At 66.1% G+C, this 24,483-nt stretch carries 23 protein-coding genes; 5 read left to right on the top strand and 18 right to left on the bottom strand.

Features of this window, described 5'->3' with window-relative positions; translation table 11 throughout:
- Positions 1 to 3: 3 nt before the first annotated feature.
- The gene (gatA, locus tag ACNEOT_RS12830) at positions 4 to 1,476 is read right to left on the bottom strand and encodes an Asp-tRNA(Asn)/Glu-tRNA(Gln) amidotransferase subunit GatA (RefSeq protein WP_415974419.1); all 1,473 of its coding nucleotides are present in this window, start codon (positions 1,474 to 1,476) and stop codon (positions 4 to 6) included.
- Complete coding sequence (gene gatC, locus ACNEOT_RS12825; RefSeq protein ID WP_068045762.1) at positions 1,473 to 1,772, bottom strand: Asp-tRNA(Asn)/Glu-tRNA(Gln) amidotransferase subunit GatC; 300 nt, start codon at positions 1,770 to 1,772, stop codon at positions 1,473 to 1,475. The genes gatA and gatC overlap by 4 nt, the downstream gene beginning before the upstream one ends.
- Positions 1,773 to 2,080: 308 nt before the next feature.
- Between gatC and ACNEOT_RS12820 the strand changes: the two genes are divergently transcribed.
- Entirely contained in the window at positions 2,081 to 2,731 is a 651-nt protein-coding gene (locus ACNEOT_RS12820) for an amino acid-binding protein (protein WP_415974418.1), read from the top strand.
- 15 nt (positions 2,732 to 2,746) lie between these two features.
- On the opposite strand, the gene ligA is transcribed toward ACNEOT_RS12820, so the two are convergent.
- The 10 genes from ligA to ACNEOT_RS12770 form a co-directional block, all read right to left on the bottom strand.
- A complete protein-coding gene (gene ligA, locus ACNEOT_RS12815; protein WP_415974417.1) occupies positions 2,747 to 4,888 on the bottom strand; it encodes an NAD-dependent DNA ligase LigA in 2,142 nt (713 codons plus the stop codon).
- A gap of 64 nt (positions 4,889 to 4,952) precedes the next feature.
- A complete protein-coding gene (locus ACNEOT_RS12810; RefSeq protein WP_094675338.1) occupies positions 4,953 to 5,135 on the bottom strand; it encodes a hypothetical protein in 183 nt (60 codons plus the stop codon).
- Between the two features lie 66 nt (positions 5,136 to 5,201).
- Positions 5,202 to 6,389, bottom strand: coding sequence for a diguanylate cyclase (locus ACNEOT_RS12805; RefSeq protein WP_415974415.1), 1,188 nt, complete (start codon positions 6,387 to 6,389; stop codon positions 5,202 to 5,204).
- 129 nt (positions 6,390 to 6,518) lie between these two features.
- Positions 6,519 to 7,538: a methionine synthase gene (locus ACNEOT_RS12800; protein WP_415974414.1), complete on the bottom strand. Its 1,020-nt coding sequence runs from the start codon at positions 7,536 to 7,538 to the stop codon at positions 6,519 to 6,521.
- Positions 7,535 to 8,623: a tRNA 2-thiouridine(34) synthase MnmA gene (gene mnmA / locus ACNEOT_RS12795; protein WP_415974413.1), complete on the bottom strand. Its 1,089-nt coding sequence runs from the start codon at positions 8,621 to 8,623 to the stop codon at positions 7,535 to 7,537. The genes ACNEOT_RS12800 and mnmA overlap by 4 nt, the downstream gene beginning before the upstream one ends.
- Positions 8,623 to 9,861: a cysteine desulfurase family protein gene (locus tag ACNEOT_RS12790; protein ID WP_415974411.1), complete on the bottom strand. Its 1,239-nt coding sequence runs from the start codon at positions 9,859 to 9,861 to the stop codon at positions 8,623 to 8,625. The genes mnmA and ACNEOT_RS12790 overlap by 1 nt, the downstream gene beginning before the upstream one ends.
- An 82-nt stretch (positions 9,862 to 9,943) precedes the next feature.
- A complete protein-coding gene (locus tag ACNEOT_RS12785) occupies positions 9,944 to 10,840 on the bottom strand; it encodes a lysophospholipid acyltransferase family protein (RefSeq protein WP_415974409.1) in 897 nt (298 codons plus the stop codon).
- Positions 10,837 to 11,655, bottom strand: coding sequence for a GNAT family N-acetyltransferase (locus ACNEOT_RS12780; protein WP_415974407.1), 819 nt, complete (start codon positions 11,653 to 11,655; stop codon positions 10,837 to 10,839). The genes ACNEOT_RS12785 and ACNEOT_RS12780 overlap by 4 nt, the downstream gene beginning before the upstream one ends.
- A gap of 145 nt (positions 11,656 to 11,800) precedes the next feature.
- Positions 11,801 to 12,757 carry an electron transfer flavoprotein subunit alpha/FixB family protein gene (locus tag ACNEOT_RS12775; RefSeq protein ID WP_415974405.1) on the bottom strand — a complete coding sequence of 319 codons (957 nt, stop codon included), beginning with the start codon at positions 12,755 to 12,757 and terminating at the stop codon, positions 11,801 to 11,803.
- A gap of 42 nt (positions 12,758 to 12,799) precedes the next feature.
- Entirely contained in the window at positions 12,800 to 13,600 is an 801-nt protein-coding gene (locus ACNEOT_RS12770) for an electron transfer flavoprotein subunit beta/FixA family protein (protein WP_415974404.1), read from the bottom strand.
- 156 nt (positions 13,601 to 13,756) lie between these two features.
- On the opposite strand from ACNEOT_RS12770, the gene ACNEOT_RS12765 reads away from it, so the two are divergent.
- The 3 genes from ACNEOT_RS12765 to ACNEOT_RS12755 are packed head-to-tail and all read left to right on the top strand — an operon-like array spanning position 13,757 to position 17,393.
- Positions 13,757 to 14,596, top strand: a complete 840-nt coding sequence (locus ACNEOT_RS12765) for a class I SAM-dependent methyltransferase (RefSeq protein ID WP_415974403.1) — start codon at positions 13,757 to 13,759, stop codon at positions 14,594 to 14,596.
- Positions 14,597 to 14,619: 23 nt separating this feature from the next.
- Positions 14,620 to 16,149 (top strand): 1,4-alpha-glucan branching protein domain-containing protein, encoded by a 1,530-nt coding sequence (locus ACNEOT_RS12760; RefSeq protein WP_415975130.1) that lies wholly within the window; start codon positions 14,620 to 14,622, stop codon positions 16,147 to 16,149.
- Positions 16,146 to 17,393, top strand: a complete 1,248-nt coding sequence (locus ACNEOT_RS12755; RefSeq protein ID WP_415974402.1) for a glycosyltransferase family 4 protein — start codon at positions 16,146 to 16,148, stop codon at positions 17,391 to 17,393. The genes ACNEOT_RS12760 and ACNEOT_RS12755 overlap by 4 nt, the downstream gene beginning before the upstream one ends.
- A 10-nt stretch (positions 17,394 to 17,403) precedes the next feature.
- Here the strand turns inward: ACNEOT_RS12755 and ACNEOT_RS12750 are convergent, their stop codons facing one another.
- Complete coding sequence (locus ACNEOT_RS12750; protein WP_415974401.1) at positions 17,404 to 18,165, bottom strand: acyltransferase; 762 nt, start codon at positions 18,163 to 18,165, stop codon at positions 17,404 to 17,406.
- A 150-nt stretch (positions 18,166 to 18,315) separates the two neighbouring features.
- On the opposite strand from ACNEOT_RS12750, the gene ACNEOT_RS12745 reads away from it, so the two are divergent.
- A complete protein-coding gene (locus tag ACNEOT_RS12745; protein WP_415974400.1) occupies positions 18,316 to 19,638 on the top strand; it encodes a PQQ-binding-like beta-propeller repeat protein in 1,323 nt (440 codons plus the stop codon).
- Here ACNEOT_RS12745 and ACNEOT_RS12740 read toward each other — a convergent pair.
- Genes ACNEOT_RS12740 through ACNEOT_RS12720 form a run of 5 tightly spaced genes read right to left on the bottom strand, consistent with a single transcriptional unit; the run spans position 19,626 to position 24,457 of the window.
- Entirely contained in the window at positions 19,626 to 20,798 is a 1,173-nt protein-coding gene (locus ACNEOT_RS12740; RefSeq protein ID WP_415974399.1) for a THUMP-like domain-containing protein, read from the bottom strand. The two genes, ACNEOT_RS12745 and ACNEOT_RS12740, sit on opposite strands and share 13 nt — an antisense overlap.
- A gap of 42 nt (positions 20,799 to 20,840) precedes the next feature.
- Positions 20,841 to 21,899 (bottom strand): class I SAM-dependent methyltransferase, encoded by a 1,059-nt coding sequence (locus ACNEOT_RS12735; protein WP_415974398.1) that lies wholly within the window; start codon positions 21,897 to 21,899, stop codon positions 20,841 to 20,843.
- Positions 21,900 to 21,958: 59 nt separating this feature from the next.
- Positions 21,959 to 22,738, bottom strand: coding sequence for an enoyl-CoA hydratase/isomerase family protein (locus tag ACNEOT_RS12730; RefSeq protein ID WP_415974397.1), 780 nt, complete (start codon positions 22,736 to 22,738; stop codon positions 21,959 to 21,961).
- Positions 22,739 to 22,765: 27 nt separating this feature from the next.
- Complete coding sequence (locus ACNEOT_RS12725; RefSeq protein ID WP_415974396.1) at positions 22,766 to 23,578, bottom strand: NUDIX hydrolase; 813 nt, start codon at positions 23,576 to 23,578, stop codon at positions 22,766 to 22,768.
- Positions 23,579 to 23,626: 48 nt separating this feature from the next.
- Entirely contained in the window at positions 23,627 to 24,457 is an 831-nt protein-coding gene (locus ACNEOT_RS12720) for an ABC transporter ATP-binding protein (RefSeq protein WP_415974395.1), read from the bottom strand.
- Positions 24,458 to 24,483: the final 26 nt, after the last annotated feature.

The following is a 24,483-nucleotide window of genomic DNA, read 5'->3' as shown; positions in this document are numbered from 1 at the left end:
GAACTACCTCAGGTCGCCGCGAGCGGCCTCGTATGCGGCACCGACGCGATAGAGTCGCTCGTCCGCGAAGGCCGGAGCCATGATCTGCAGTCCCACGGGCAGGCCGTCCTCGGACGCGAGACCCGACGGCACCGACATCGCACAGTGCCCCGCGAGATTCGTCGGCAGCGTGCACAGGTCGTTGAGGTACATCGCCATCGGGTCGTCGACCTTGTCCCCCAACGGAAATGCCGTGGTGGGGGTCGTCGGAGACACGAGGACGTCGACCTTCTCGTATGCGGCATCGAAGTCGCGTGCGATCAACGTGCGCACCTTGAGGGCCGAACCGTAGTAGGCGTCGTAGTATCCCGCCGAGAGGGCGTACGTCCCGATCATGATGCGGCGCTTGACTTCCGGACCGAATCCTTGCGCGCGCGTGGTGGCCATGACCTGCTCTGCGCTGTGCGTGCCGTCGTCGCCCGCCCGCAGGCCGTACCGCATGCCGTCGAACCGGGCCAGGTTGGACGACACCTCGGACGGAAGAATCAAGTAGTAAGCGGCCAACGCGTGCACGAAATTGGGGCAGGACACCTCGACCACCTCGGCGCCGAGTTCGGTGAGCGTCTTCACCGCAGCGTCGAAGGACGAGATCACACCGGGCTGATACTTGTCCGAGTGCAATTCCTTCACCACACCGACGCGGACGCCCGTCAGATCGCCGCGAGCACCCTCTCGGGCTGCCGCGACCACCGGTCGAACTGCCGTGTCCACCGAGGTGGAGTCCCGCGCGTCGTATCCCGCGATGACCTCGTGCAGTAACGCGGTATCGAGAACCGTCCGACCACACGGACCACCCTGATCGAGCGAGGAAGCACAGGCGATCAGTCCGTAGCGTGAGACGCTGCCGTAGGTCGGCTTGGTTCCCACGGTGCCGGTCAGTGCCGCCGGCTGACGAATCGATCCGCCGGTGTCGGTGCCGATGGCCAGAGGTGCCTGGTACGACGCGAGTGCCGCGGCGCTTCCACCGCCCGATCCGCCGGGGATGCGGGTGGTGTCCCAGGGATTCTTGGTCGGACCGTAGGCCGAGTTCTCGGTGGACGATCCCATCGCGAACTCGTCCATGTTGGTCTTGCCCAGTACCGGGATGCCCGCAGCCCGCAGCTTGGACGTCAGCGTCGCGTCGTACGGAGACATCCAACCGTCGAGGATCTTCGACCCCGCCGTCGTCGGCATGTCGGTCGTGGTGAACACGTCCTTGAGTGCCAGCGGCACGCCTGCCAGGGCCGAGGCCGGCGCGTGTCCGGCAGACAACCCCGCGTCGACGTCCGTCGCCGCTGCGAGCGCCTCGGCCGACGCGACATGCAGAAATGCATGCAGATCACCGTCGACCTCGGTGATTCGGTCGAGATGGGCCTTGGTCACCTCGACGGCACTGACCTCGCGGGCGTGGATACGGGTGGCGAGCTCGGACGCGTCGAGCTTCGTCAGGTCGGTCATTCGCTCTCTCCCAGAATCTGCGGCACCGCGAAACGGCCCTCCTCGGCATTCGGTGCACCGGACAGCGATTGCTCCGGCGTGAGGCCGGGAACGATCACGTCGGGACGCGTCACATTGACGATGTCACTGGGGTTGGCCGTCGGCGGAACGTCGTCCGTCGCCACCTCCGCCACTGCCTTGACGTGATGAAGAATCGAATCCAACTGGCCGGCGAACTCGTCGAGCTCGGCGTCGCTGAGAGCCAAGCGCGAGAGCCGGGCGAGGTGAGCGACCTCGTCGCGGGAGATGTCAGGCACCGCGTAGACCCCTTTCACACAGTAGGAGTGGAGCCTGCAGAAGCGACCCCGGTGTTCGGTCAGCGCGAACCGCACAGGTTCGCGAACGCCGTCCAGCCTAGTGCGCACCGCTACGCAGCCTTCACCGACGCCTCGTGCCCGCTTCGAGTGTCAGAATTGTCACGGCTCGCGTTGCGCGACGTACCGGACAGGTCGAAGATGCAAGGATTGCTCGCGCCGGGGTACACACTGTTCCCTTTCGGCTCGTCCGCAGCGAATTCCGTTGCTGAGGGGGCCGAAGTACGCCAGAAGTCGAAAGGGAGCGTGACATGTCCTACCTGCTCCGCGTTCAGCTACCGGACCGGCCGGGCAGCCTCGGATCGTTGGCCGTCGCGCTCGGTTCGGTCGGGGCGGACATTCTCTCGCTCGACGTCATCGAACGAGGCGACGGTTACGCGGTCGACGATCTGGTGGTCGATGTTGCGCCGGGTTCGCTTCCCGACACGCTGATCACCGCGGCCGAGAACCTCGACGACGTGCGGGTCGATTCCATCCGGCCGTACACCGGCGTCCTCGACACTCATCGTGAACTGGAGTTGATCGACCGCGTCGCCGCGGCGTCCGACGATCGACTGCAGGTGCTCGTCGACGGCGCTCCCCGCGTACTGCGAGTGGGGTGGAGCACAGTGGTCGCCACCAACGCGCACGGCCCGTTCCGTCTGGTCGGTAGCTCGGGGGCTCCCGAGACCCACGCCGCCGAACTGCCGTGGTTCCCGCTCACGGCCCCGGCTGCTCTGGACTCCGACGCCGAATGGGTGCCCCAGGTATGGCGCGACATGGACACCAAGATCGCCGCTGCTCCGCTCGGGACCACCGGCACCGTACTCATGCTCGGCAGGCCGGGCGGTCCCGAATTTCGACCCTCGGAGGTCGCCCGACTCGGCTACCTGGCCGGCATCGTCGCGACGGTACTGAACTGACGCATCCGGGCCCGATCAGTCCTCGGGTCCGACTTCCGCCTCGGCCGGCGCGACCGCCTCGGGGCCTTCGGTCAACAACAGGGTGAATCCTGCTTCGTCCAGCACCGGTACGCCGAGTTCGATTGCCTTGTCGTGCTTGGTTCCCGGAGCTTCGCCGACGACCACGAACGCCGTCTTCTTCGACACGGAACCCGCGGCCTTGCCGCCTCGCAGCAGAATGGCTTCCTTGGCTTCGTCGCGCGAGTACGACGTCAGTGACCCGGTGACCACGATCGAGAGTCCCTCGAGATTGCGCTCGATCGACGCGTCGCGCTCGTCTTCCATCCGTACGCCCGCGGCCCGCCACTTGTCGACGATGGCGCGGTGCCAGTCGACCTCGAACCACTCCGAGACGGCGGACGCGATGGTTCCGCCCACCCCGTCCACTGCGGAGAGTTCCTCTACCGATGCCGCCTCGATTCGCTCCAGGCTGCCGAACTCCCCAGCCAAGGCGCGGGCTGCCGACGGCCCGACGTGCCGAATGGACAGACTGACCAGTACCCGCCACAGCGGCTGATCCCTCGCCGTGGCCAAATTGTCGAGCAACTTACGCCCGGTGGCCGACAGTGCCCCGGACTTGGTGCGGAAGATCGCCGTCTTCATCAGGTCGTCCTCGGTGAGCGAGAACAGGTCACCTTCGTCCTCGATGGCGCCGGCGCTCAACAGATCGGACGCGGCCTCGTAGCCGAGCCCCTCGATGTCGAAACGCTGCCGCTCGGCCACGAAGAACACCCGTTCGCGGCGTTGCGCCGGGCAGAACTGCGAATTGGGGCACCGTAGGTCCGCGTCACCCTCCTTGGCCGGTGCCAGGGGCGTCGAACATTCGGGGCACTCGGTGGGCATGACGAATTCGGTCTCGGCACCGGTCCTTGCGTCGACGACCGGGCCCAACACCTCCGGAATGACTTCTCCCGCTTTGCGAATGGTCACCGTGTCACCGATCAACACGCCCTTGCGCTTGACCTCGGAGCCGTTGTGCAGCGTTGCGAGCGAGACGGTGGAGCCGGCCACGAGAACAGGCGTCATGTATGCGAAAGGTGTCACTCGGCCCGTCCTGCCCACGCTGACACGGATGTCGAGCAGTGTGGTGGTGACCTCCTCGGGCGGGTACTTGTACGCGATGGCCCACCGCGGTGCTCGCGACGTCGTTCCGAGTCGGCGATGCAGCGACATGTCGTCGATCTTGACCACCAGGCCGTCGATTTCGTGCTCGACGTCGTGGCGGTGCTGATCCCAGTGGACGACCTTCTCGATGACGGCGTCGACACCCCGAACTCGGGTCGTGTGGGTGGAGATGGGTAGGCCCCAGGCGCGGAGCGCCTCGTAGGCGTGCCACTGCGACTCGGGAGTGAATCCCACCATGCGACCGAAGCCGTGGCAGATCATCCCGAGACGCCGCTTGGAGGTAACGGCCGGATTCTTCTGTCGCAGCGACCCGGCCGCCGAGTTTCGCGGATTCGCGAAAGGGGGCTTGCCCTCCTCCACGAGTGAGGCATTGAGTGCCTGGAAGTCCTCGAGCCTGAAGAAGACCTCGCCGCGCACTTCCAGCAACTCCGGCACCGGGTACTGTGCGCTGCCCGTCAATGAGTCCGGGATGTCGTCGATCGTGCGTGCGTTGAGCGTGACGTCCTCGCCGGTGCGGCCGTCCCCGCGGGTGGCACCGCGCACGAGCGTGCCGTTCTCGTACACCAGGTTCAGTGCAACCCCGTCGATCTTGACCTCGCACAGATACTCGAGATCCGGGCCAGCCTCGGTCTCGACCCGTTTTACCCAGGCACGGAGCTCGTCGTGATCGAACACATTGTCCAAGCTCAACATTCGTTCCAAGTGATCCACGGCGGTGAATTCCGTCGCGAAGCCACCCCCGACGAGTTGTGTGGGTGAGTCCGCTGTTCGCAGATCCGGGTGTGCTTCTTCCAGATCGGTCAGCTCGCGCAGCAGGGCGTCGAATTCGCCGTCGGACACGAGGGGCGCATCACGCACGTAGTAGCGGAACTGGTGGCCGCGCACTTCCTCGGCCAGCGTCTGCCATCGTTCACGGTCGGCAGGTGTCGCGGGGTCGAGGTCCACTCCGACGGTGTCGTCGGCTCCTGCAGGCAGTTCGGTCGATTCGGGCACGTCTCGAAGATTATCCGAACGTACCGACAAGTCCCCGGTGCCAGTGCCGGAGCCTGTCCAGCAACTACCGTCCCATCAGTCCGAGCAACAGTGTCGCGGCGACGAGCGCCACCGCGCAGATACCGGCGGTCAACGCGAAACCGGTGAGGAAGGAGTCGGAATAGATGCCGCCGAGCACCGAGGCCATCACCGACAACAGCACTCCGGCAGGCAGTCCACGTCGTTGAGCATCCGATAGCCGATACATCGCACGATCATCGCAGAAGACGCACCCGGCCACAGCGGCGCACCGAGCCGTGAGTCGGTGCGGTTCTCAGATCTCGTCGACGACCACTCTGTTGCCGCCGGACTGCTTGGACCGGTACATCGCCGCGTCGGCTGTGCGCGCTGCCCTACCGACCACGGATTTGCCCACGTCCCACAGGGCAGAATCCTCGCGCAGCAGGGCCATGCCCACACTGACGGTGACGGGGATGTCGTCTCTGCGATCGTGGAGCACCCGAACCGTGTCGAAGCCCAGATCGACCATCGCCCGCGCGTCGCCGACCATCGCGACGAGAAACTCTTCGCCACCGGTTCGGGCGAGCACTCCGCCCCGGTGCCGGACCAAGCGACGCAGCCGGTCGGCGACGCGAACGATCACTTCGTCGCCTCGACTGTGCCCGAACCGATCGTTGACGGCCTTGAACTTGTCGATGTCGACAACCAGAAATGCCATCGACATGCCCTGCTTGCCTGCCTGATGCCACAGGTCCAGCAATTCGCTGTCGATGCCACGACGGTTGTACACCCCGGTCAGCGGATCGAGGACCGAGCGCTTGGCGTCGTTGGACAAGGTCGTCCAGGCCACTTGCGCGAACACCGGCACTGCCACCGTCGCCAACAGCAGCACCACAGTGGCCGTCGCCACCGCAGGGCCGTCGATGTAGTCCACCTGGTCGTTCGTCACCGAGAGAAATGCGCGAACACCGAAGCCGACGATGAATGCCGCCGTCCACACCAGATGAGCCACGAGCAATCGAGGACTGAGAAAGTACGTGCAGAACGCTCCGGTGATCGCGAAGAGCACCGTTCCGATCAGCGAGGCAAAGGGCGCGTACAGAAGCAGAATCGTCGTCGTCAAGATGTCTCCGAACGCGAGAAATCCGATGAAGAATTTCTTTCCCGGGATCGGGCCGAACACGCACCGTGCAGCGACGAACACCTGCGTCACGAGAACGAAGAACACCCATCCGATCGCCACACTGCCCTGGGGACCGAGATCGCTGAAGAGCATCAGAATCGACGTGACGGCATACATCAACGTGGCGGCGCCGAAGACGGCACGAATGACTCCCGTCAGCGGACGCGTCGATCGGTGATTGAGTATCCACTCGAAATCGTGCGGAGCTCGGTACCAATCGGAGGTTGCCGCGGCCAGTTTCGCTACGAGACCTCGTCGGTGCCTGCCGGAACGCCGGCGGGAGGCGACCTCATCGAAGTCGCGACCACCTGATGCCATTTCCGAACTCCCACCGATTCAGCAGACCCCCAACGGCCATGTGAATAGTGTCACACCTGATCGACGTCCCACTGGCCGTGGTCTCCTACCGCGCACAGTTCGAGTGCAACGTCGGCCGCCCGATCGATCTCACAACGAGTCGGGCGAGTCTCCGAATGCGGCGGCCACGTCTCGCGCGAGTCCCGTTGCGCGACGGGCCCACTCCGGTGTGCTTCCCGCCAAACCACACACAGGCGTCACCGAGATCTGAGAGGCGAGCACTGCTCGATCGAAACCGAGGCGGTCGATCAACGTGACACCGGGCTCGGCCAATTCGCGCCAATGGGGCGGCTGCACGGGAGCTTCGGACGGTATCGACCCGAGCATCAGTGTCTTCCCGGATTGCAGCAGCTCGCCGACTCCGTCGAAGTCGCTGCGGCGCAGCGCAGTCGCATCCACGGCGACCGCAACGGCGCGCGAACGGCGAAGCAGATCGAAGGGAACGTCGCCGTCGCAGCAATGCACCGCAACGGGAAGGCCGATCGTCTCGATGAGAGAATCGAGCAGTTCGAGGACCTCCGGCTCCGGGATTGCCCGCACCGAATCGAGCCCGGTGATCCCCGTCAGGCTGCCGGCCAGAACCGCTGCGAGACTGGGTTCGTCGAGCTGAACCACGACCCCGACACCGAGTCGACGCGTCAGGTCCGCACAGTGCAGACGGAGCCCTTCGCCGAGGGACTCGGCGAAATGCCGCAGAGCCCCGCGGTCGGTCAGGGCGCGATGCCCGTGCCGAAGTTCGACCTGCGCTGCCATCGTGAACGCACCAGCAGCCTGGACCTTGATGGTGCGGCCGCTGCCGCGTAGCCCCGAGACCTCCCACAGTTCCTCGAGCACGTCGAGATCCTCGGTGAGGAAGTCGGTCGCACGACGGCCGGCGAGCATCGGACGTGGCACGACGCGGTAACCGGAGGTGCGCACGTCGAGTTCGACGTCGACCATGATCGCTCCGGTGCGACCGATCATGTCCGCACCCAGGCCGCGCGCCGGGAGTTCGACGATGTGTGGAAGCTCGGTGAGCTCTCCGACGACGATCGCGGCCGCCTCGCGGATGTCGGTGCCAGGCCACGAACCGATGCCGGTTGCGAGTCCTGCGAAAACGCTCGCGGTCACTCGCGCTCGGATCGAGTACCCGAGATGGTCGAGCTCCCGATGACGATGTCTCCGTGAATATCTTTGCGGTACAACACCGCTGCCTGCCCCTTTGCGACACCGGTCAACGGAGCCCGCAGGTGGATCTCCATTCCGTCGCCCACGGCCTCGGCGACGGCCTCGGTCAGACCGCCGTGCGCGCGGACCTGTACGACGCATTCGATGGGTCCGGTCGGGGCAACGCCCTCGGTCCATACCGCGCGATCTCCGCTGATCGCCCAGACGTCGAGCTTCTGCGCAGAACCGACCATGACAGTGCCGCTGTCGGGTTCGATCGAGGTGACGTAGCGCGGCCTGCCGTCCGCGGCAGGCCCTTCCACGCCGAGGCCCTTGCGCTGCCCGATGGTGAACCCGTGCACACCCTCGTGGTCTGCCAGTTCGGCTCCGGTCTCGGAGTCGACGACTTTGCCCGGGCGTACGCCGATGTGTGCGCCGAGGAAGGCGCGAGTGTCGCCCGAGGGGATGAAGCAGATGTCGTGGCTGTCGGGCTTGTCGGCGACGGCCAGCCCACGCTCGGCAGCTTCCTCACGGATCTCGGACTTCGGGGTGTCGCCGATGGGGAACATGGCACGCGAGAGCTGCGCCTGGTTCAGCACGGCCAACACGTACGACTGGTCCTTGTCCGCGTCCACGGCCCGGCGCAGCACACCATCGTGCAACTGCGCGTAGTGCCCGGTGGCGACGGCATCGAAGCCCAGTGCGAGAGCGCGGTCGGCCAGAGCTGAGAACTTGATCTTCTCGTTGCAGCGCAGGCACGGATTGGGAGTTTCACCTGCAGCGTAGGAGGCAACGAAATCGTCGATGACGTCCTCTTTGAAGCGGTCGGCGAAATCCCACACGTAGAAGGGAATTCCGAGCACATCGGCCGCTCGACGGGCGTCACCTGCGTCCTCCTTGGAGCAGCAGCCGCGCGAACCCGTGCGCAGGGCACCGGGAGCGGTGGACAGAGCCAGGTGTACGCCGACGACGTCGTGGCCTTCGTCCACGGCACGGGCCGCAGCCACAGCCGAGTCGACTCCCCCGCTCATAGCAGCCAGAACACGCATCAGCGATTTCCTCCTCGAGCTCCGACGCCGGCCAGTCCGGCGGCGCGAGCACGTTCGACGACCTGCGGCAGAGCCGCAAGCACAGTAGTGACGTCCGAATCGGACGAGCCGGTTCCCAACGAGAACCGCAGGGATCCACGGGCCACGGCCGGATCGCATCCGAGAGCGATCAGTACATGGCTGGCGCTGGCCACGCCTGCAGTGCACGCGGAACCCGTCGAGCATTCTATGCCCGCCGCATCGAGCAGCATCAGCAACGAATCTCCCTCGCAGCCGGGGAAAGTGAAGTGCACGTTCCCGGCCAGCCGGTCGTCGCCCTCCGGGCCGTTGAGGATGGCGTCGGGAACGGCGTCCCTGACTCCTGCGATCAACCGATCACGCAGCGCTCTCAGCTCGGCGCGGTGTCGAGACGAGTCGTGGACGGTCGACCGCAACGCAGCAGCCATGGCGACGATGCCTGCCGTGTCCGGGGTGCCGGAGCGAACATCGCGCTCGTGTCCCCCGCCGTGGAAGAGCGGTACACACCCGACCTGGCGTCCGAGCAACAGCGCGCCGACGCCCTGGGGACCACCGAACTTGTGCGCGGCGATACTCAAGGCGGACAGACCGCTCTCGGAGAACCCGACGGGCAGATGCGGCACGGCCTGAACCGCGTCGCTGTGCATCGGGACCCCGTATTCGGCGGCCACGGCCGCGAGGTCGGCAATCGGCATGACGGTGCCGATTTCGTTGTTCGCCCACATCACCGTCACCAGAGCGGTCTCGTCGGCGTGCAGGGCCAGCTCGGCGCGCAGGACATCCGCGGTGACTCGCCCCTCGGAGTCGACCGGGAGCCAGGTGACACTCGCGCCCTCGTGCGCGACGAGCCACTCGACGGCGTCTAGCACCGCGTGGTGCTCCACGGAGCTGGCGATGATCCTGGTGAGAGCGGGGTCGGAATCTCGACGAGCCGCGAAGATGCCTTTGACGGCGAGGTTGTCGCTCTCGGTGCCGCCGGAGGTGAAGATCACCTCCGACGGGCGTGCGCCGAGGTCCGCAGCGATCGACTCGCGCGATTCCTCCACCCGACGCCGAGCGGATCGACCCGAAGTGTGCAACGAGGACGCATTGCCGACCGTGGCGAACACCGCGGTCATCGCCTCGATCGCGCTCGGCAACATGGGAGTCGTCGCTGCGTGATCGAGGTACACCGGTGGCCGCGACGCGGCGGAAGCAGTCGTACTGCGCACAGAAGGCATAACAGGCTAGACGATACCCGTTGCCGCGACTGCGGACCTACCTGCGCAAGGTGGGTCCGCAGTCACACCGATCGATGCTCGATCAGGCCGCCGCGACCGCCGGCGGCATCGGACTGCGTTCGGCCTCGGCCATCACCTCGTGCACCGTGGGGTCGTAGACGTCATCTCGTCGGATCGCCACTTCGCACCGTCGAGCGAGGTCACGCCGGTCACCACCGGGCGCTTCGGGGGCCGTGAACTCCACCTCGGCGCGCAGTCCGCGGAGCCGGAAGATTCGGCCAATGGATGCGCCGATCGTTTCGTCTCCCACGAAGCACGTCGCGGTGGTCTGCTCGCCGGTCCGGTCCAGGTAGCGCAGCCGGATTGGCTGCACCCAGGTCTCCGAATCGATAGCGGCCTGCAGCAGTGCAGGCCGCAGCGATCCGTAGGCGCGTCCACACCAGGTGGTGGCCTCGGGGAAGACGACGACCGATCCGCCTGCGCGCACGCGATCGGCCACCTGATCGACGACGCCGGGCAGCTCGTGCAGACGCGCTCGATCGATCGGGAGCACCTTCATCGCTCGTGCGAGACGACCGAGCACCGGCCAGTCGACGAGGTCGGCGCGCGCGACGAAGGTGGACGGCTGCACCGCAGTGAGTACCACGACATCGGTCCAGGAGATATGACCGGCGACGTGCAGTGCGCCTGCGGCGGTGCGGGAGCGTTCCCGCTCCGAGCGGGCGTCGAGCACGGTCAGGTCGATTCCGATGGCGAACAGCAGGGTGCGAGCACCGATTCGCGTCAACGAGCGGCGCACGCGCGGAAACGGCACGCCGAGGACGACCAACAGCGGCAACAATCCGAACGCCACGAGTGCCAGCAGCACGCGGAGAACGAGGACCACTCGTCCCACCGTCGGTGGATTCTTCGGCAGACAACCGTCACTGCACGGCGAGGACGGCATCCAGGCGTGAGCGTGCACGATCGGTCGAGTCACCGGACACCCGACTCGAAAGTCGTTGCAGCCGAACGCAAGCGATCGAGATAGCGGGTGTTGGCCTCGTGCAGACCGAGCAGCGCCACGAAGTCGGCGACACCGAATTCGGGATCGTGCGCAGGCTCACCGCAGATGGAGGCCCCGAGCCGAAGGTAGCCGTTCATCAACGGCGGCATCGAGGTTCGCTTCGCCGGTTCGATGTCGATCAGATCGACTCCGTCGACGACGACAGGGGCGTAGGGCCGGACCCTTCGATCGAGCGGCGTTGCGTGCTTGTCCAGCAGACGATCTCGAACGCTGCGAACGTTGGCTCCGATGGGCTCGCCCGGTGCCGATTGCATGGGAACCGACACGCAGCCCATCACCCACTCGTACCCCGTCACATCGAGGTAGTGCAGAATTCCGGCCCACATCAGACCGAGTACGGACCCGGAACGATGATCGGGATGAACTGCAGCCCTTCCCATTTCGACGATGTTCATCCCGACTGGATCGAGTGCAGAGATATCGAATTCGGTAGCCGTGTAATAGCCGCCTGCAGACACGGCGGCCTGTGGCGGCAGCATGCGATAGCAGCCGACGAACGTGTCGGTCCACTGGTCACGAACGAGCAGGTGATCACAGAATTCGTCGAACCGATCGGCGTCGAGGCCGTCGGTGTCGGCGGGAATGGAGAACCCCGGCTCGGAAGCGAACACCTCGTAGCGCAGACGCTGCGCCGCGAGTCGGTGCTCCGGGTCGGTGGACAACACCAGCGAGTAGCGGTCGGTGGCCGGGACGATCGATGCAGTCGAGCTCATGACGGAAGTGGTCATGAGGTGTGTCTAACGAGCGGGGAAGGCTACCGGGCATCGTCGGGGAAACGTGTCGGAAGAGTTTGTGTGAACAAGAATGCGCTGCTCGACGCCACAGGCCCCCACCGCGGTAGCGGTGGGGGCCTGTGCGGAACAGCGATCGTGACTATCCCTTGTGCTTCTTGACTGCCTCGGTCAGCTGCGGTGCGACGTTGAAGAGGTCACCGACGATGCCGTAATCGGCGATCTCGAAGATGGGCGCTTCCTCGTCCTTGTTGACCGCGACGATCGTCTTCGAGGTCTGCATGCCGGCACGGTGCTGGATGGCCCCGGAGATGCCCAGTGCGACGTACAGCTGGGGGGAGACGGTCTTGCCCGTCTGACCCACCTGGAACTGGCCCGGGTAGTAGCCGGAGTCGACTGCGGCACGCGAGGCACCGACTGCAGCACCGAGCGAGTCGGCGAGCTGTTCGACGACGGAGAACTTGTCGGCGCTGCCGACACCGCGTCCACCGGAGACGACGACCGACGCCTCGGTGAGCTCCGGACGGTCGCCACCGACGATCGGGTCACGCGACGTGACCTTCACGGTGCCGTCTTCCTGCGCGGGAACCTCGACGGTTTCGCGGGTACCCGCTCCGGCCTTCGGCTCGGCCTCTACGGCACCGGGGCGCAGCGAGATGACCGGGACGTCGCCGTTGGCCTTGGCCTCGACGGTGAACGCGCCACCGAAGATGGAGTAGACGGCACTGCCGTCACCGTTGAGGGCGACGACGTCGTTGTGGTAACCCGAGCCCAGGCGAGCCGCGAGGCGGCCTGCAACTTCCTTGCCTTCGATCGTGGCCGCGGTGATGATCGCCGCAGGCGAGACCGACTCCGCGAGTGCCGACAGAACGTCGACCTTCGGGGTGACGAGGAACCCGTCGACTGCGTCGGACTCGGCGGCGTAGATCTTCTCGGCTCCGGCTTCGGTCAGCGCGTCGGCGACCTTGTCGGTGGTGCCGACCGGGCCGGTGACGACCGCGGACGGCTCACCCAGTGCGCGAGCAGCGGTGATCAGCTCGGTGCTGACCTTCTTCAGTGTTCCCTCGACGTGCTCCACGAGCACGAGTACTTCTGCCATGACTTGCTCCTCGTTTGTCTTCGATTGCTCGGTGGGGCGGGATCAGATGATCTTCTGGCCTACGAGGTAGGTGGCGATCTTGTCGCCGCCGTCGCCCTCGTCGGTCAGCCGCTCGCCGGCAGTCTTGGGAGGCTTGGGGGTGGACGACGTGACGGTGGTTCCCGCGTTGTCGACGCCGACGATGCCGTCCTCGACACCGATGTCGGCCAGCGTGATCGTCTGCACCGTCTTCTTCTTCGCGGCCATGATGCCCTTGAAGGACGGGAACCGTGGCTCGTTGATCTTCTCGGTGACGCTGACGATGGCGGGCAACGTGGCCTCGAGGCCGAAGATGCCCTCGTCGGTCTCGCGCTCGCCGGTGACCTTGCCGTCGGCGACGGTGAGCTTGCGCAGCTGCGTCAGGGCCGGGATCTGCAGGTACTCGGCGATGATCGCGGGAACGGCACCGGTACGGCCGTCAGTGGCCTCGTTGCCCGCGATGATGAGATCGGCAGGTTCGTCGTTCTCGAACGCGACGTTGCCCAGCGCTGCAGCCAGGGCGTACCCGGTCTGGATCGCGTCGGAGCCGTGCAGGGTCGGATCGTTGAGATGCACTGCGCTGTCGGCACCCATCGACAGGGCCTTGCGGATGGCATCGGTGGCGCGATCGGGGCCTGCGGACAGGACCTTGACCTCACCGCCCTGGGCTTCCTTGATGAGCAGTGCTTCTTCGACTGCCCGCTCGTTGATCTCGTCGAGGACGGCGTCGGCAGCCTCGCGATCGAGGGTGAAGTCACCGTCGGTGAGCTTGCGCTCGGACCACGTGTCTGGAACCTGCTTGATCAAAACAACGATGTTCGTCATGGGTCTGCGTCGACCTCCTGGTCATGTTCTGCTGATCGTGAGTGTTCTAACGGTTGGTGCAGTTCTACGGTCTTCGGACGAGGTTACCTCACCGTAGTTACTCGTGGGTAACTTACCTCCCCGCCTGTCCGACCATACATCTGCACCCCGACTGTTATGGAGACCACGTTGGTCTACGTCCCGGGCGAAGGCACTAACCTTCCGTCGGTGAACGATTCATCGGCTCAGCCACAGGTACCGGAACCACTCCCCCTCACCGGTGAGAGAACAGTGCCCGGCATCGCCGAGGAGAACTACTGGTTCCGCCGACACGAGGTGGTCTACCGCGCACTCGTCGAGCGCTGCCGCGACCGGACGGTACTGGAAGCGGGATCGGGAGAAGGCTACGGAGCCAACATGATTGCCGATGTCGCGACGCAGGTCATCGGCCTCGACTACGACGCATCCGCAGCGTCGCACGTGCGCGCGCGCTACCCCCGCGTGACGATGCTGCGCGGAAACCTCGACCGGCTTCCGTTCGCCGACGCTTCGATCGGCGTCGTCGTCAATTTCCAGGTGATCGAACACCTCTGGGATCAGGGCGCATTTCTCGCCGAGGTGCATCGGGTGCTCGAACCCGGCGGGACTCTGTTGATCAGCACACCGAACCGCATCACGTTCTCGCCCGGCCGGGACACGCCGCTCAACCCCTTCCACACCCGCGAACTCGACGCCACGGAACTGACCGAACTTCTCGTCGATGCCCGGCTCGACGTCGAGGAACTCACCGGCGTCCGGCACGGAAGCACACTCGCCGCGCTCGACGCCAAGCACGGCGGCTCGTTCATCGACGCCCAGATCGAGCGCGCCCTGGCAGGCGAACCCTGGCCGGCCGAGCTCACCGAAGACGTCGCGGCGATCTCGATCGAGGACTTCGACATCACTGCCGATCACATCGACGAGAGCCTCGACCTGGTGGCCGTCGCCCGCAAGAGCTCGAAGTCGGTGATCGGGTGACATCCGGTGCCACCGTGCCGGGCATGTTCTCCCTCGTGCTGCACTCCCACCTGCCGTGGTTGGCCAATCACGGCAGGTGGCCGGTAGGCGAGGAATGGCTGTACCAGTCCTGGGCCGACTGCTATCTACCCCTCACCGCGGCACTGGAGCGGCTGGCCGACGACGGCCACACCGACGTGCTGTCACTGGGAATCACCCCGGTCCTGGCGGCTCAACTCGACGATCCCCACTGCCTGTCCGGGATGCACCACTGGCTCGGGAACTGGCAGTTGCGGGCCCACGAGGCCACCGACCGCGATCTGTCCGTTCGCGAGCACCGGGGGTCCGCCGCGGCGCTCGATCTATTCGAGACCCGGTGGCGGCACGGCGGCTCCGCGGTGCTCCGGCCGCTGGTCGATACCGGGACCGTCGAACTGCTGGGCGGACCGCTGGCGCACCCGTTCCAACCGTTGCTCGATCCGCGACTGCGCGAGTTCTCCCTCCGGGAGGGCCTGCTCGACGCCCGTGCCCGCTGGGGCTCGACACCCCGCGGCATCTGGGCACCCGAGTGCGGTTTCACCCCCGGCATGGAAACCGAGTACGCCGCGGCCGGGGTCACGCACTTCATGGTCGACGGCCCCGCGATGCGCGGGGACACCTCCCTCGGCAGGCCGGTATGGGATTCCGACGTCGTGGCGTTCGGACGCGATCTGCCGGTCAGCTACCGCGTCTGGTCACCGAAGTCGGGCTATCCCGGCCACGGCGCTTATCGGGACTTCCACACCTACGATCACGCCACCGGCCTCAAACCGTCCCGCGTCACCGGACGCACCGTCGCCTCGAACGACAAGGCTCCCTACGATCCCGAGCGCGCCGCGGCAACGGTGGACCGCCACGTCGCCGACTTCGTCGACACCGTTCGCCGACGCCTGATCTCCGAATCCGAACGGATCGGCCGCGACGCCCTGGTCGTGGCCGCATTCGATACCGAGCTGTTCGGGCACTGGTGGCACGAAGGGCCACAGTGGCTCGACAAGCTCATGCGCGCGCTGCCCGCCGCAGGCATCACCGTGGGCACGTTGAACGATGCGCGAGACCAGGGCTATGTCGGCGCACCGCTCGAGCTGCAGGATTCCTCGTGGGGATCCGGCAAGGACTGGCGGGTGTGGGCGGGCGAGGACGTCGCCGACCTGGTGGCGTTGAATTCCGAGGTTGCCAGGACCGCACTGGACGCCGTCGATGCTGCCCGGAAATCGGACCGAGGTCACGGCGGTCCCGAACTTCGCAATCGGGTCAACGATCAGATACTGCGTGAGACACTGATGGCAGTGGCCAGCGACTGGGCATTCATGGTGAGCAAGGATTCTGCCGCCGGGTACGCGCGGGAACGGGCGCACGTGCACGCGCACGCCCTGCGCGAGATCGCTGCCGCCGCCGCAGCCGGATCGAGCGCCCGAGCGAACCGACTGGCACACCAGTGGAACCGTGCGGACGGATTGTTCCCCGCGTTGGACGCGCGCAGGCTTCCCGGTGCACACGGCAGCGAGCAAGAAGGTGCAGGGGGGCGTCGATGAAGATTCTGATGGTGTCGTGGGAGTACCCACCCGTGGTGGTCGGCGGTCTCGGCAGGCACGTTCATCACCTGGCGACCGAACTGGTTCGCTGCGGGCACGAGGTCGTCGTCCTGTCTCGTCGACCCACCGGGACCGACGCCGCGACCCACCCGACGTCCCACCACATCGAGGACGGCGTACTCGTCGTGGCGGTTGCCGAGGACCCGGCGCACTTCGTCTTCGGGGAGGACATGCTCGCGTGGACCTTGGCGATGGGGCATGCGATGGTCCGCGCCGGCGTCGCGCTCGGGAAGCCGGGTCTGGGCGACGGCTGGCAGCCCGATGTCGTCCACGCTCACGACTGGCTGGTTGCGCACCCCGCCATCGCCCTCGCCGAGTTCTTCGACGCACCGCTGGTCTCGACCATTCACGCCACCGAGGCCGGCCGTCACAGCGGCTGGATCTCCGGCCCCGTCAACCGTCAGGTGCACTCCGTCGAATGGTGGCTCGCCAACGATTCCGACGCTGTCATCACCTGCTCGGCGTCGATGAAGGACGAGGTCGCCACCCTGTTCGGTGTCCCCGAGTCGGCAGTGAAGGTCATCCGCAACGGAATCGACCGCTCCACCTGGCACTTCCGGCGGCGAGAGCCGCGATCGGAGCCGGCCAAGCTGCTCTACGTCGGCCGTCTCGAATACGAGAAGGGCATCCAGGACGCCATCGCGGCCCTGCCTCGCATCCGGCGCAGCCACCCGGGAACCACCCTGCACATCGCCGGTGAAGGAACACAATTCGCCTGGCTGGCGGGGTTGGCGCGTACCCACCGGGTGGCCAGGGCAGTGTCGTTTCTGGGCAACCTGGATCACACCGAACTTCTCGGTTGGCTGCACGGAGCCGACGCCATCGTCCTACCCAGTCGGTACGAGCCCTTCGGAATCATCGCCCTGGAAGCCGCTGCCGCGGGCACCCCGTTGGTCGCGTCGACCGCCGGCGGTCTCGGTGAAGCGATTGTGGACGGCGTGACCGGCCTGTCCTTCGCGCCCGCCGATGTCGGCGGGTTGGCCGCGGCCGTGCGACACGTTCTCGACAACGCGGACGCCGCGCAAAAACGGGCCGTGGCCGCCCGCGAACGTCTCACCGTGGACTTCGATTGGAAGCACGTCGCCGAATCGACGGCGGAGGTGTACCTGGAAGCCAAACGCAAGGTTCGGCATCCGCTGGCGCGCCCGCACATCGTCGAGCGCGCTCTGCCCGGCCGAACGTGAGTCCGACGGGTCAGATTTCTCGCGCGGCCTCGGCCTGACCGAGAGCTTTCTTGCGTGCGATGTCTTCCAGCGCAGCAATGTACTTCGCGCGTTCGGCGGCACCGGCTTCCCAGGCGTCCTTGCGATTGCGAACGACCTTGGCCGGCGCACCGACTGCGATGCTGTAGTCGGGAATTTCGCCCTTGACCACGGCGTGGGCCCCGAGCACACATCCGCGCCCGATCCGGGTCTCGCGCAGGATCGTCACCTTGGCCGCGATCCAGGTATCCGGTCCGATTCTCACCGGCCCCTTCACGATTCCCTGATCCTTGATGGGCATGTTCACATCGTCCATCCGATGATCGAAATCGCAGATGTAGCACCAGTCGGCCACCAGGGTCGACGCGCCGATCTCGATGTCGAGGTAGGTGTTGACGACGTTGTCCTTGCCGAACACCACTTTGTCGCCGATCCGCAGCGAGCCCTCGTGGCAGCGGATGGCGTTGCCGTCGCCGATGTGGACCCAGCGACCGATTTCGAGGCGTGAGAGCTCCGGAGTGGAATGGATCTCGACGTTCTTGCCGAGAAAGACCATCCCCCGCAGGATCACGTGCGGATTGGCCAGCTTGAACTTGGCGAGGCGGTAGTACCGCACCAGGTACCACGGGGTGTACGCCTTGTTGGCGAGCACCCAGTCGAGGGACGCCCGCGTGAGAAACCGCGCCTGTTCGGTGTCACGTCGTCTCGACCCGCGCCAGCGTGTCCGCAGCGGCGCGTTCCACATACTCGTCATGGACGATCACCCTAGTTTCCCGTTCGCCCACTCTCTGCCGCCACCCTCGCGCGGGCTAGGGTTGCCTGTCGACGGTTGCTCGTCGGCAGGACCAACACAGGACGCCCCGGCACCACGCCGGGCACGGATTCAACTCATGGGGAGCGATCGATGCGCGGCGTCAGGGCCAAGGGCACGACCGGCAGGAGGGTCACGGCGGCCGCGGCAGCGCTGGCACTGGTGACCGTGAGCGGCTGCAGCGCCGACTCGTCTGCCATCGAACCCCTCTCTCCCGATTCGTGGCCCGCCGCGCACGCGAATTCCCACAACAGCAACTCGACCGCAGTATCGGTGGCCGCTCCCCTGACGTTGGACTGGACTCGTCCCACCGGCGGCACCGTCACCTCTCCGGTATCCATCGGTTCGACCGGCCAGATGTTCGTCACCGCGGCCACCGAATCCGGGTGCAACCTCTTCTCGTTCGAGATCGACTCCGCACGCAAGCGTTGGTGCAATCGCGTCGGGCCGTCGGTCGTCACCGCCACCCCGACCGTCGATTCGGCGATCAACGTCTACATCGGCGACGACGGTGGCATGAACTCGTACAACGATCACGGGCAACTACGTTGGCGCACACCGGTGTACGGAGTACCCAAGGCCGCCCAGTTCCTCGGCGACGGCAGCGTGCTGTCCATCACCCAGATGGGTCAGGTCAGCGTTCTGGATTCGCAGAACGGGCAGCTTCGCGTGCCTATCCTGGATCTGGTTCCGACGCCGGACTTCCTGACCGACCCCAATTCCGAGTTTCTACCGGTCGACACCGGACTCGCACAGTGCAGCTCCGGTGAATCCGAATGCCCCGTGCCCGCGGCGCCCGCGGTCGACATCACGACCGGAACGATCTACCTGACTCTGTGGCGTCCAGGTTCCATTGCGCCGCAACTAGTTTCACTGCAGTACACCCGAGACGGTTCTCCCGGACTCGTCGAGCGCTGGTCCTCGGACCTACTGCCCGCCGGAGTCGCAGCGAGCCCGGTGCTGTCCGAGGACGGGTCGACGGTCTACCTGGCCGACGTCGACGGCCGGCTGACCGCATTCGACACCGCCGACGGACGTCAGAAGTGGACCGAGGGCACCGGACTCGGCATCGGTGCCGGCCCGTCGATCGCCTCGGACGGCACGATCGTCCCGGCAGGCGGCGACGGTACCCTCGTCGGATTGCGCGACAACGGCGACTCGGCCGAGCGAGTGTGGGTCCGCGACGACGTCGAACAGGCAGGCGCAGCAGCCCAATCCGCGGACGGGCACGGCCATACCGTCGTTCGTGACGGCGACGGACTCGCTCTGCTCACGTTCGACTCCGCGACCGGCGAAACGGTGGACTCACAGCCCGTTCCCGACGTCGTCGGCACCACCGTCGGCACGTCCATCGGGCCGGACGGCCAAGTCGTCACGGCGAGCTACCTCGGCGAGATCTTCACCTACACCGGCTGACCGATCACACCGGGAGCACAGACGAAGGCCACCGCAGACCGATCGATTCGGGTGATCACAACCGACAGTGGCACGGATCCGCGAAGTTTGAGCTTGGGCCGAAGTATCGCCGGATCCACGTCGACCCCGCGGACCAGAATTTCCACCGAGCCGCAGTCCATCCGATTCAGTTGTTGCCGAAGCACTTTCTCCGAGAACTTCGACTGCTCCAGGATTGCGAAACCGCGCACCCCGGCCGGGATCGTGTCGCCGGTGAGGTACGCGATCCTCGGATCGAGTTGCCACAGATCGAATCTGGCACCGTAGTGCCGAACCAGGCCGGCCCTGACCACTGCGCCGTCAGGATCGACGATGTAACCGCCGGGCGACCGAACCGGTATGTCGTCGGATTCGGCATCGGTGAATTCCAGCGTGCTGCCGTCGGATCGAAGAACTGCCGCGCGACGCCGAACACCGTTCTCGCTCAGACCTTCCGACCAGAGACACGCTTCGCGCACTCCCCCGTCGAGCGAGACCACCTCGATCTCACCGGCCCAGTCGACGGCGTCGAAATCCAGGCCGGGCGCACACTTGACGACCAGATCGCGACCTCGATAGGCGTCGAACAATTCCGGTAGCGGCGGTTCCAACGCCGCCGGGTCGTGGCGACGACGCCCACCGGATCGGCGGCCCGGATCGGCCACGACGACGGTCTCACGCGTCGTGGGGGTCAGTGCGTCGGCGCGCAGCACTGTGGCATCCGGGACGTTGTGTGCGGCCATACGAAGCCGAATCGGGTCGAGATCGCTACCCACCGCCAACTCGGCCGTATCGACCAGGACCGCCAATTCACTGCCGATCGAACAGGTGACGTCGTGCACCCGCCGTCCTGCAAGTCGAGCGGCACGCCTGCGCGCGACGAGCGTCGGTGTGGCCTGCTGGACTGCCTCGTCGGTGACCCACCACCGGTCGGAGTCGAGCAACTTCACCCGCGCCTTGCGGCGGACGGTGACGGTCTCGATCAGCGCCCCTGCACGGTCGGAGAAACGCGCCCGCACCGACGAGATGTCACGCACCGACGACCTGGCGTCGAGCTCGAGCTCGTCGACGACAGAAAGAGCCTCGGCGCCGGCCTCGCTGTCCATGAAGTCGAGGTCGGCACCGGTGAAGTCATACCCCACGGCGGCAATGAGCAGGAATGCATCCTGCTGTCCTCGAGCCGATCAAGCGCGAGGTGCAGGCTTGGTGCCGGTGATCATGACGTTGTAGAACAACCCGCGCGGCACCACGTGCTGCAGCACGTTCTCGTCGACCCAGCTCAGGGTCTTCCAGCCGCCGAAAGCGAACTTGGCCCAGTTCCAGCCCAACTTGCCCGCGGGTACTGCGGCTTCGAAGGTCCGCACCGGCCAACCGAGCAGGGCGGCGGCGAACTCTTCGGTGTTGGCCTGCACGGACTCGGCACCGGCCGAGAGCGCGATGTTCTCGAGATCGGTCGGATCGAACGTATGCAGGTCGACCACGGCCTCGAGCGCAGCTGCTCGTGAGGACTCGTCGAGCTCCTCCTGCGGCTTGCGCCAGCTCGCCAGGAACGGCAGCTTGGTGGCGCGAGTGGTCGCTTCCCAAGTGATGCGTCCGAGCCAGCGTGCGTAGAAATTTCCGACGGTGGTCGGTTCACCCGCGAAGACGAAACGGCCACCCGGCTTGAGTACCCGCAGTACCTCGCGAAGAGACTGCTCGACGTCCGGGATGTGGTGGAGCACTGCGTGCCCGACGACGAGATCGAATGTGTCGTCCTCGTACGGAATCGTTTCTGCATCGGCGACGCGACCGTCCACGTCGAGGCCGAGGTGCTCGGCATTGCGCAGAGCGACCTTCACCATGCCGGGCGAGAGGTCGGTGACCGAGCCCTTGTCGGCGATGCCGGCCTGCATCAGGTTGAGCAGGAAGAATCCGGTGCCGCAGCCCAATTCGAGTGCGCGGCCGTACGGCAGAGCGGACTGCGCCGACGCGTCACCGGAGACGGCCTGATCGAACCGGCCGCGGGCGTAGTCGATGCATCGCTCGTCGTAGGAGATCGACCACTTGTCGTCGTAGGTCTCGGCTTCCCAATCGTGGTAGAGCACCTGAGCCAGTTTGGTGTCCGACCGTGCGGCCTCGACCTGCTCGGCAGTGGCGTGCGGATTCGGGGCCGGATCGACCTGGCGGTCGTCGGCCTCGGCCGAGGTCAAGGGCGTCACATTCGAGAGCGTTCGATCTACACCGTCGTGGGGGCTTGCAGTCATCAGGCGAGCCTACTATCCGGTAGCTGTGGAACAACTCGTCTCGGTGATCGGCGACTGCATCACCGACCCGTGAACGTCGCTTTACCCGGGCCGTCGGCTATGAACGACTGCATTCCGATGGTGCGATCGTCGGTGGAGAACAGGGCTGCGAACTGCTGTGCCTCGATGCGAAGACCGGTGGTGAGATCGACGTCGAGTCCCTGATCGATCGACGCCTTGGCCGCGGCGAGCGCTCGCGACGCGCCGCTGGTGAATTTCTCGGCCCAGGCGCGGGCGGCGTTGTAGACCTCGTCCGGTGCCACCACCTCGTCCACCAAACCGATGCGCAGTGCTTCCTCGGCTCCGACGAAGCGGCCGGTGAAGACCATGTCCTTCGCGCGGCTCGGACCGATCAGCCGAGCGAGCCGCTGCGTTCCACCGCCGCCGGGAATGACACCGAGGAGCACCTCGGGGACTCCGAACTTGGCGTTGTCCCCGGCGATCCGACGATCGGCACCGAGCGCGACCTCGAGTCCACCACCGAGCGCGTATCCGGTCACAGCGGCCACGACGGGCTTGGGAATGGTGCTCAACGAACCGAGAGCCGATTGCAGGTCTGCCGCGATGTCCGCCATCTCCGTTGCGGACAGTGCCGCCATTTCCTTGATGTCGGCTCCGGCCGCGAACACCTTCTCACCGCCGTACACGATGACCGCCTTGACGTCGGCGTCCACGGTGGCGGCGCGGGCAGCGGCCCGGATCTCCTCCTGCACCTGACGATTCAGTGCGTTCATGGGTGGGCGATCCAAACGAATGGTGCCGATACCGTCGGATACTTCGAGATTCACGAACTCAGCCATGGGCCGGAAGGCTACCCGGCCGAGCGGCTAGCGATCGGACCAGGGATGCCGCGTTCCGGCGTAGTAGGCGTCGCCGTCGAAGTGGACACGGACGGTGCCGTCGTCGCGGGTGAGGACCGGTAGGACCGGGGCGATCCGGCGTTCGTGTGTGATGACCTCGGCGACGGAGTCGAATCGCGACAGTGCATCCAATTGGCTCCAGGTCGGCGGAAGCAGGATGGTGTTTCCGGCCTGCCAATCCGCCAGTGCGTCCGCGGTCGAGCGCCAGCTCACCCCTGCTGCCTCGGTGGTCTCACCGTCCGCCGTCTGGCCCTGGGGCAACACTGCGACGAAGAACCGGGTGTCGTACCGCCGGGCTTCACCGACCGGGGTGATCCAGTGCGACCACGGCCGTAAAAGATCCGACCGCAGCACGAGGTCGTGCGCGGTCAGAAATTCCGCGAACGAGAGCTCTCGGCGTTCGAGTCGACCCCGCTCAGCCGCGAAGGGAGCGGTATCGGTGACGATCGACTCCGGTGTCGACCCGGCCAACAGCACACCGCATTCCTCGAACGTCTCCCGTGCGGCAGCGCAGACCAGAGCCTTCGCTCTGCCCTCGTCTGTTCCGAGACGGTCGGCCCACCACGACGGCGGCGGACCTGCCCAGCCGATGTCGGCCGACGCGTCCGAGGGGTCGACGCCGCCGCCGGGGAACACCGTCATGCCGCCTGCGAATGCCATGCCTCCGACGCGTTCGAGCAGAAACACCTCGATGTTCGGCCCAGATTTTCCGTCGCGGATCAAGATGACCGTCGAGGCGTCACGCGCTTGGACGTGATCGGAAGCACTGTTCGAGCTCATGAAAGGCAACGTACCGCTGCGTTGCGCAACAGGATCGGTCGGTCCGCTCTACCGGCGGTGGGCCCCGGCAGCGCGGGTGCGGCGCGCGAAGAACCGACCGTCGACGCGATCGAGTGCGATCGACTGACTGAACGCCTCGGTCAGGTTCTCGGCGGTGATGACATCGTCCAGCAGGCCCTGAGCCACCACCCCACCCTCCTTGAGCAGCAATGCGTGGCTGAAGCCGGGCGGAATCTCTTCCACGTGATGGGTGATCAGGACGGTGGCGGGGGCATCGGGATCGGCCGCGAGGTCGGTCAGGCGAGCCACCAACTCTTCACGCCCACCGAGGTCGAGACCTGCCGCAGGCTCGTCCAGCAGCAGCAGCTCGGGATCGGTCATCAACGCGCGCGCGATCAGCACTCGTTTGCGTTCGCCTTCGGAGAGGGTGCCGTACGTGCGAGAGGCGAGGTGCTCGGCACCGAGGCTCTCGAGCATTTCGACCGCGCGCTCGGTGTCCACCGCATCGTATTTCTCGCGCCAACGGCCCAGCACCGAGTAGCCGGCGGACACCACCAGATCGGACACCAATTCGTCGCCCGGAATGCGCTGTGCCAGCGAGGAGGACGACAAGCCGATCCGCGGACGAAGTTCGGAGACGTCGGCCTTGCCCATGACCTCACCGAGAACGTGCGCAACACCCGACGTCGGATGGATCTCGGCGGCAGCGATGCGAAGCAGGGACGTCTTTCCGGCACCGTTCGGACCCAGGACGACCCAGCGTTCGTCCAGTTCCACCTTCCAGGTGACAGGTCCCACCAGCGTCACACCGCCGCGGCGGACGACTACGTCGGTGAAATCTACGAGCAGGTCGGGATCCGGTTCAGACACGACGACCATCCTCCCGCACATCGACCGCGCTTACA

Origin of the sequence: Rhodococcus sp. 077-4 (assembly GCF_047782425.1) — a bacterium.
Lineage (GTDB): Bacteria > Actinomycetota > Actinomycetes > Mycobacteriales > Mycobacteriaceae > Rhodococcoides.
This window is presented reverse-complemented; position numbering and strand designations above follow the sequence as displayed.

Coding starts and splice junctions, on each gene's coding strand:
- gatA (WP_415974419.1), bottom strand. CDS start 1,476: ATGACCGACCTGACGAAGCTCGACGCGTCCGAGCTCGCCACCCGTATC.
- ACNEOT_RS12820 (WP_415974418.1), top strand. CDS start 2,081: ATGTCCTACCTGCTCCGCGTTCAGCTACCGGACCGGCCGGGCAGCCTC.
- ACNEOT_RS12810 (WP_094675338.1), bottom strand. CDS start 5,135: ATGTATCGGCTATCGGATGCTCAACGACGTGGACTGCCTGCCGGAGTG.
- ACNEOT_RS12805 (WP_415974415.1), bottom strand. CDS start 6,389: ATGGCATCAGGTGGTCGCGACTTCGATGAGGTCGCCTCCCGCCGGCGT.
- mnmA (WP_415974413.1), bottom strand. CDS start 8,623: ATGCGTGTTCTGGCTGCTATGAGCGGGGGAGTCGACTCGGCTGTGGCT.
- ACNEOT_RS12790 (WP_415974411.1), bottom strand. CDS start 9,861: ATGCCTTCTGTGCGCAGTACGACTGCTTCCGCCGCGTCGCGGCCACCG.
- ACNEOT_RS12780 (WP_415974407.1), bottom strand. CDS start 11,655: ATGACCACTTCCGTCATGAGCTCGACTGCATCGATCGTCCCGGCCACC.
- ACNEOT_RS12775 (WP_415974405.1), bottom strand. CDS start 12,757: ATGGCAGAAGTACTCGTGCTCGTGGAGCACGTCGAGGGAACACTGAAG.
- ACNEOT_RS12770 (WP_415974404.1), bottom strand. CDS start 13,600: ATGACGAACATCGTTGTTTTGATCAAGCAGGTTCCAGACACGTGGTCC.
- ACNEOT_RS12765 (WP_415974403.1), top strand. CDS start 13,757: ATGGAGACCACGTTGGTCTACGTCCCGGGCGAAGGCACTAACCTTCCG.
- ACNEOT_RS12760 (WP_415975130.1), top strand. CDS start 14,620: ATGTTCTCCCTCGTGCTGCACTCCCACCTGCCGTGGTTGGCCAATCAC.
- ACNEOT_RS12755 (WP_415974402.1), top strand. CDS start 16,146: ATGAAGATTCTGATGGTGTCGTGGGAGTACCCACCCGTGGTGGTCGGC.
- ACNEOT_RS12750 (WP_415974401.1), bottom strand. CDS start 18,165: ATGACGAGTATGTGGAACGCGCCGCTGCGGACACGCTGGCGCGGGTCG.
- ACNEOT_RS12745 (WP_415974400.1), top strand. CDS start 18,316: ATGCGCGGCGTCAGGGCCAAGGGCACGACCGGCAGGAGGGTCACGGCG.
- ACNEOT_RS12735 (WP_415974398.1), bottom strand. CDS start 21,899: ATGACTGCAAGCCCCCACGACGGTGTAGATCGAACGCTCTCGAATGTG.
- ACNEOT_RS12730 (WP_415974397.1), bottom strand. CDS start 22,738: ATGGCTGAGTTCGTGAATCTCGAAGTATCCGACGGTATCGGCACCATT.
- ACNEOT_RS12725 (WP_415974396.1), bottom strand. CDS start 23,578: ATGAGCTCGAACAGTGCTTCCGATCACGTCCAAGCGCGTGACGCCTCG.
- ACNEOT_RS12720 (WP_415974395.1), bottom strand. CDS start 24,457: ATGGTCGTCGTGTCTGAACCGGATCCCGACCTGCTCGTAGATTTCACC.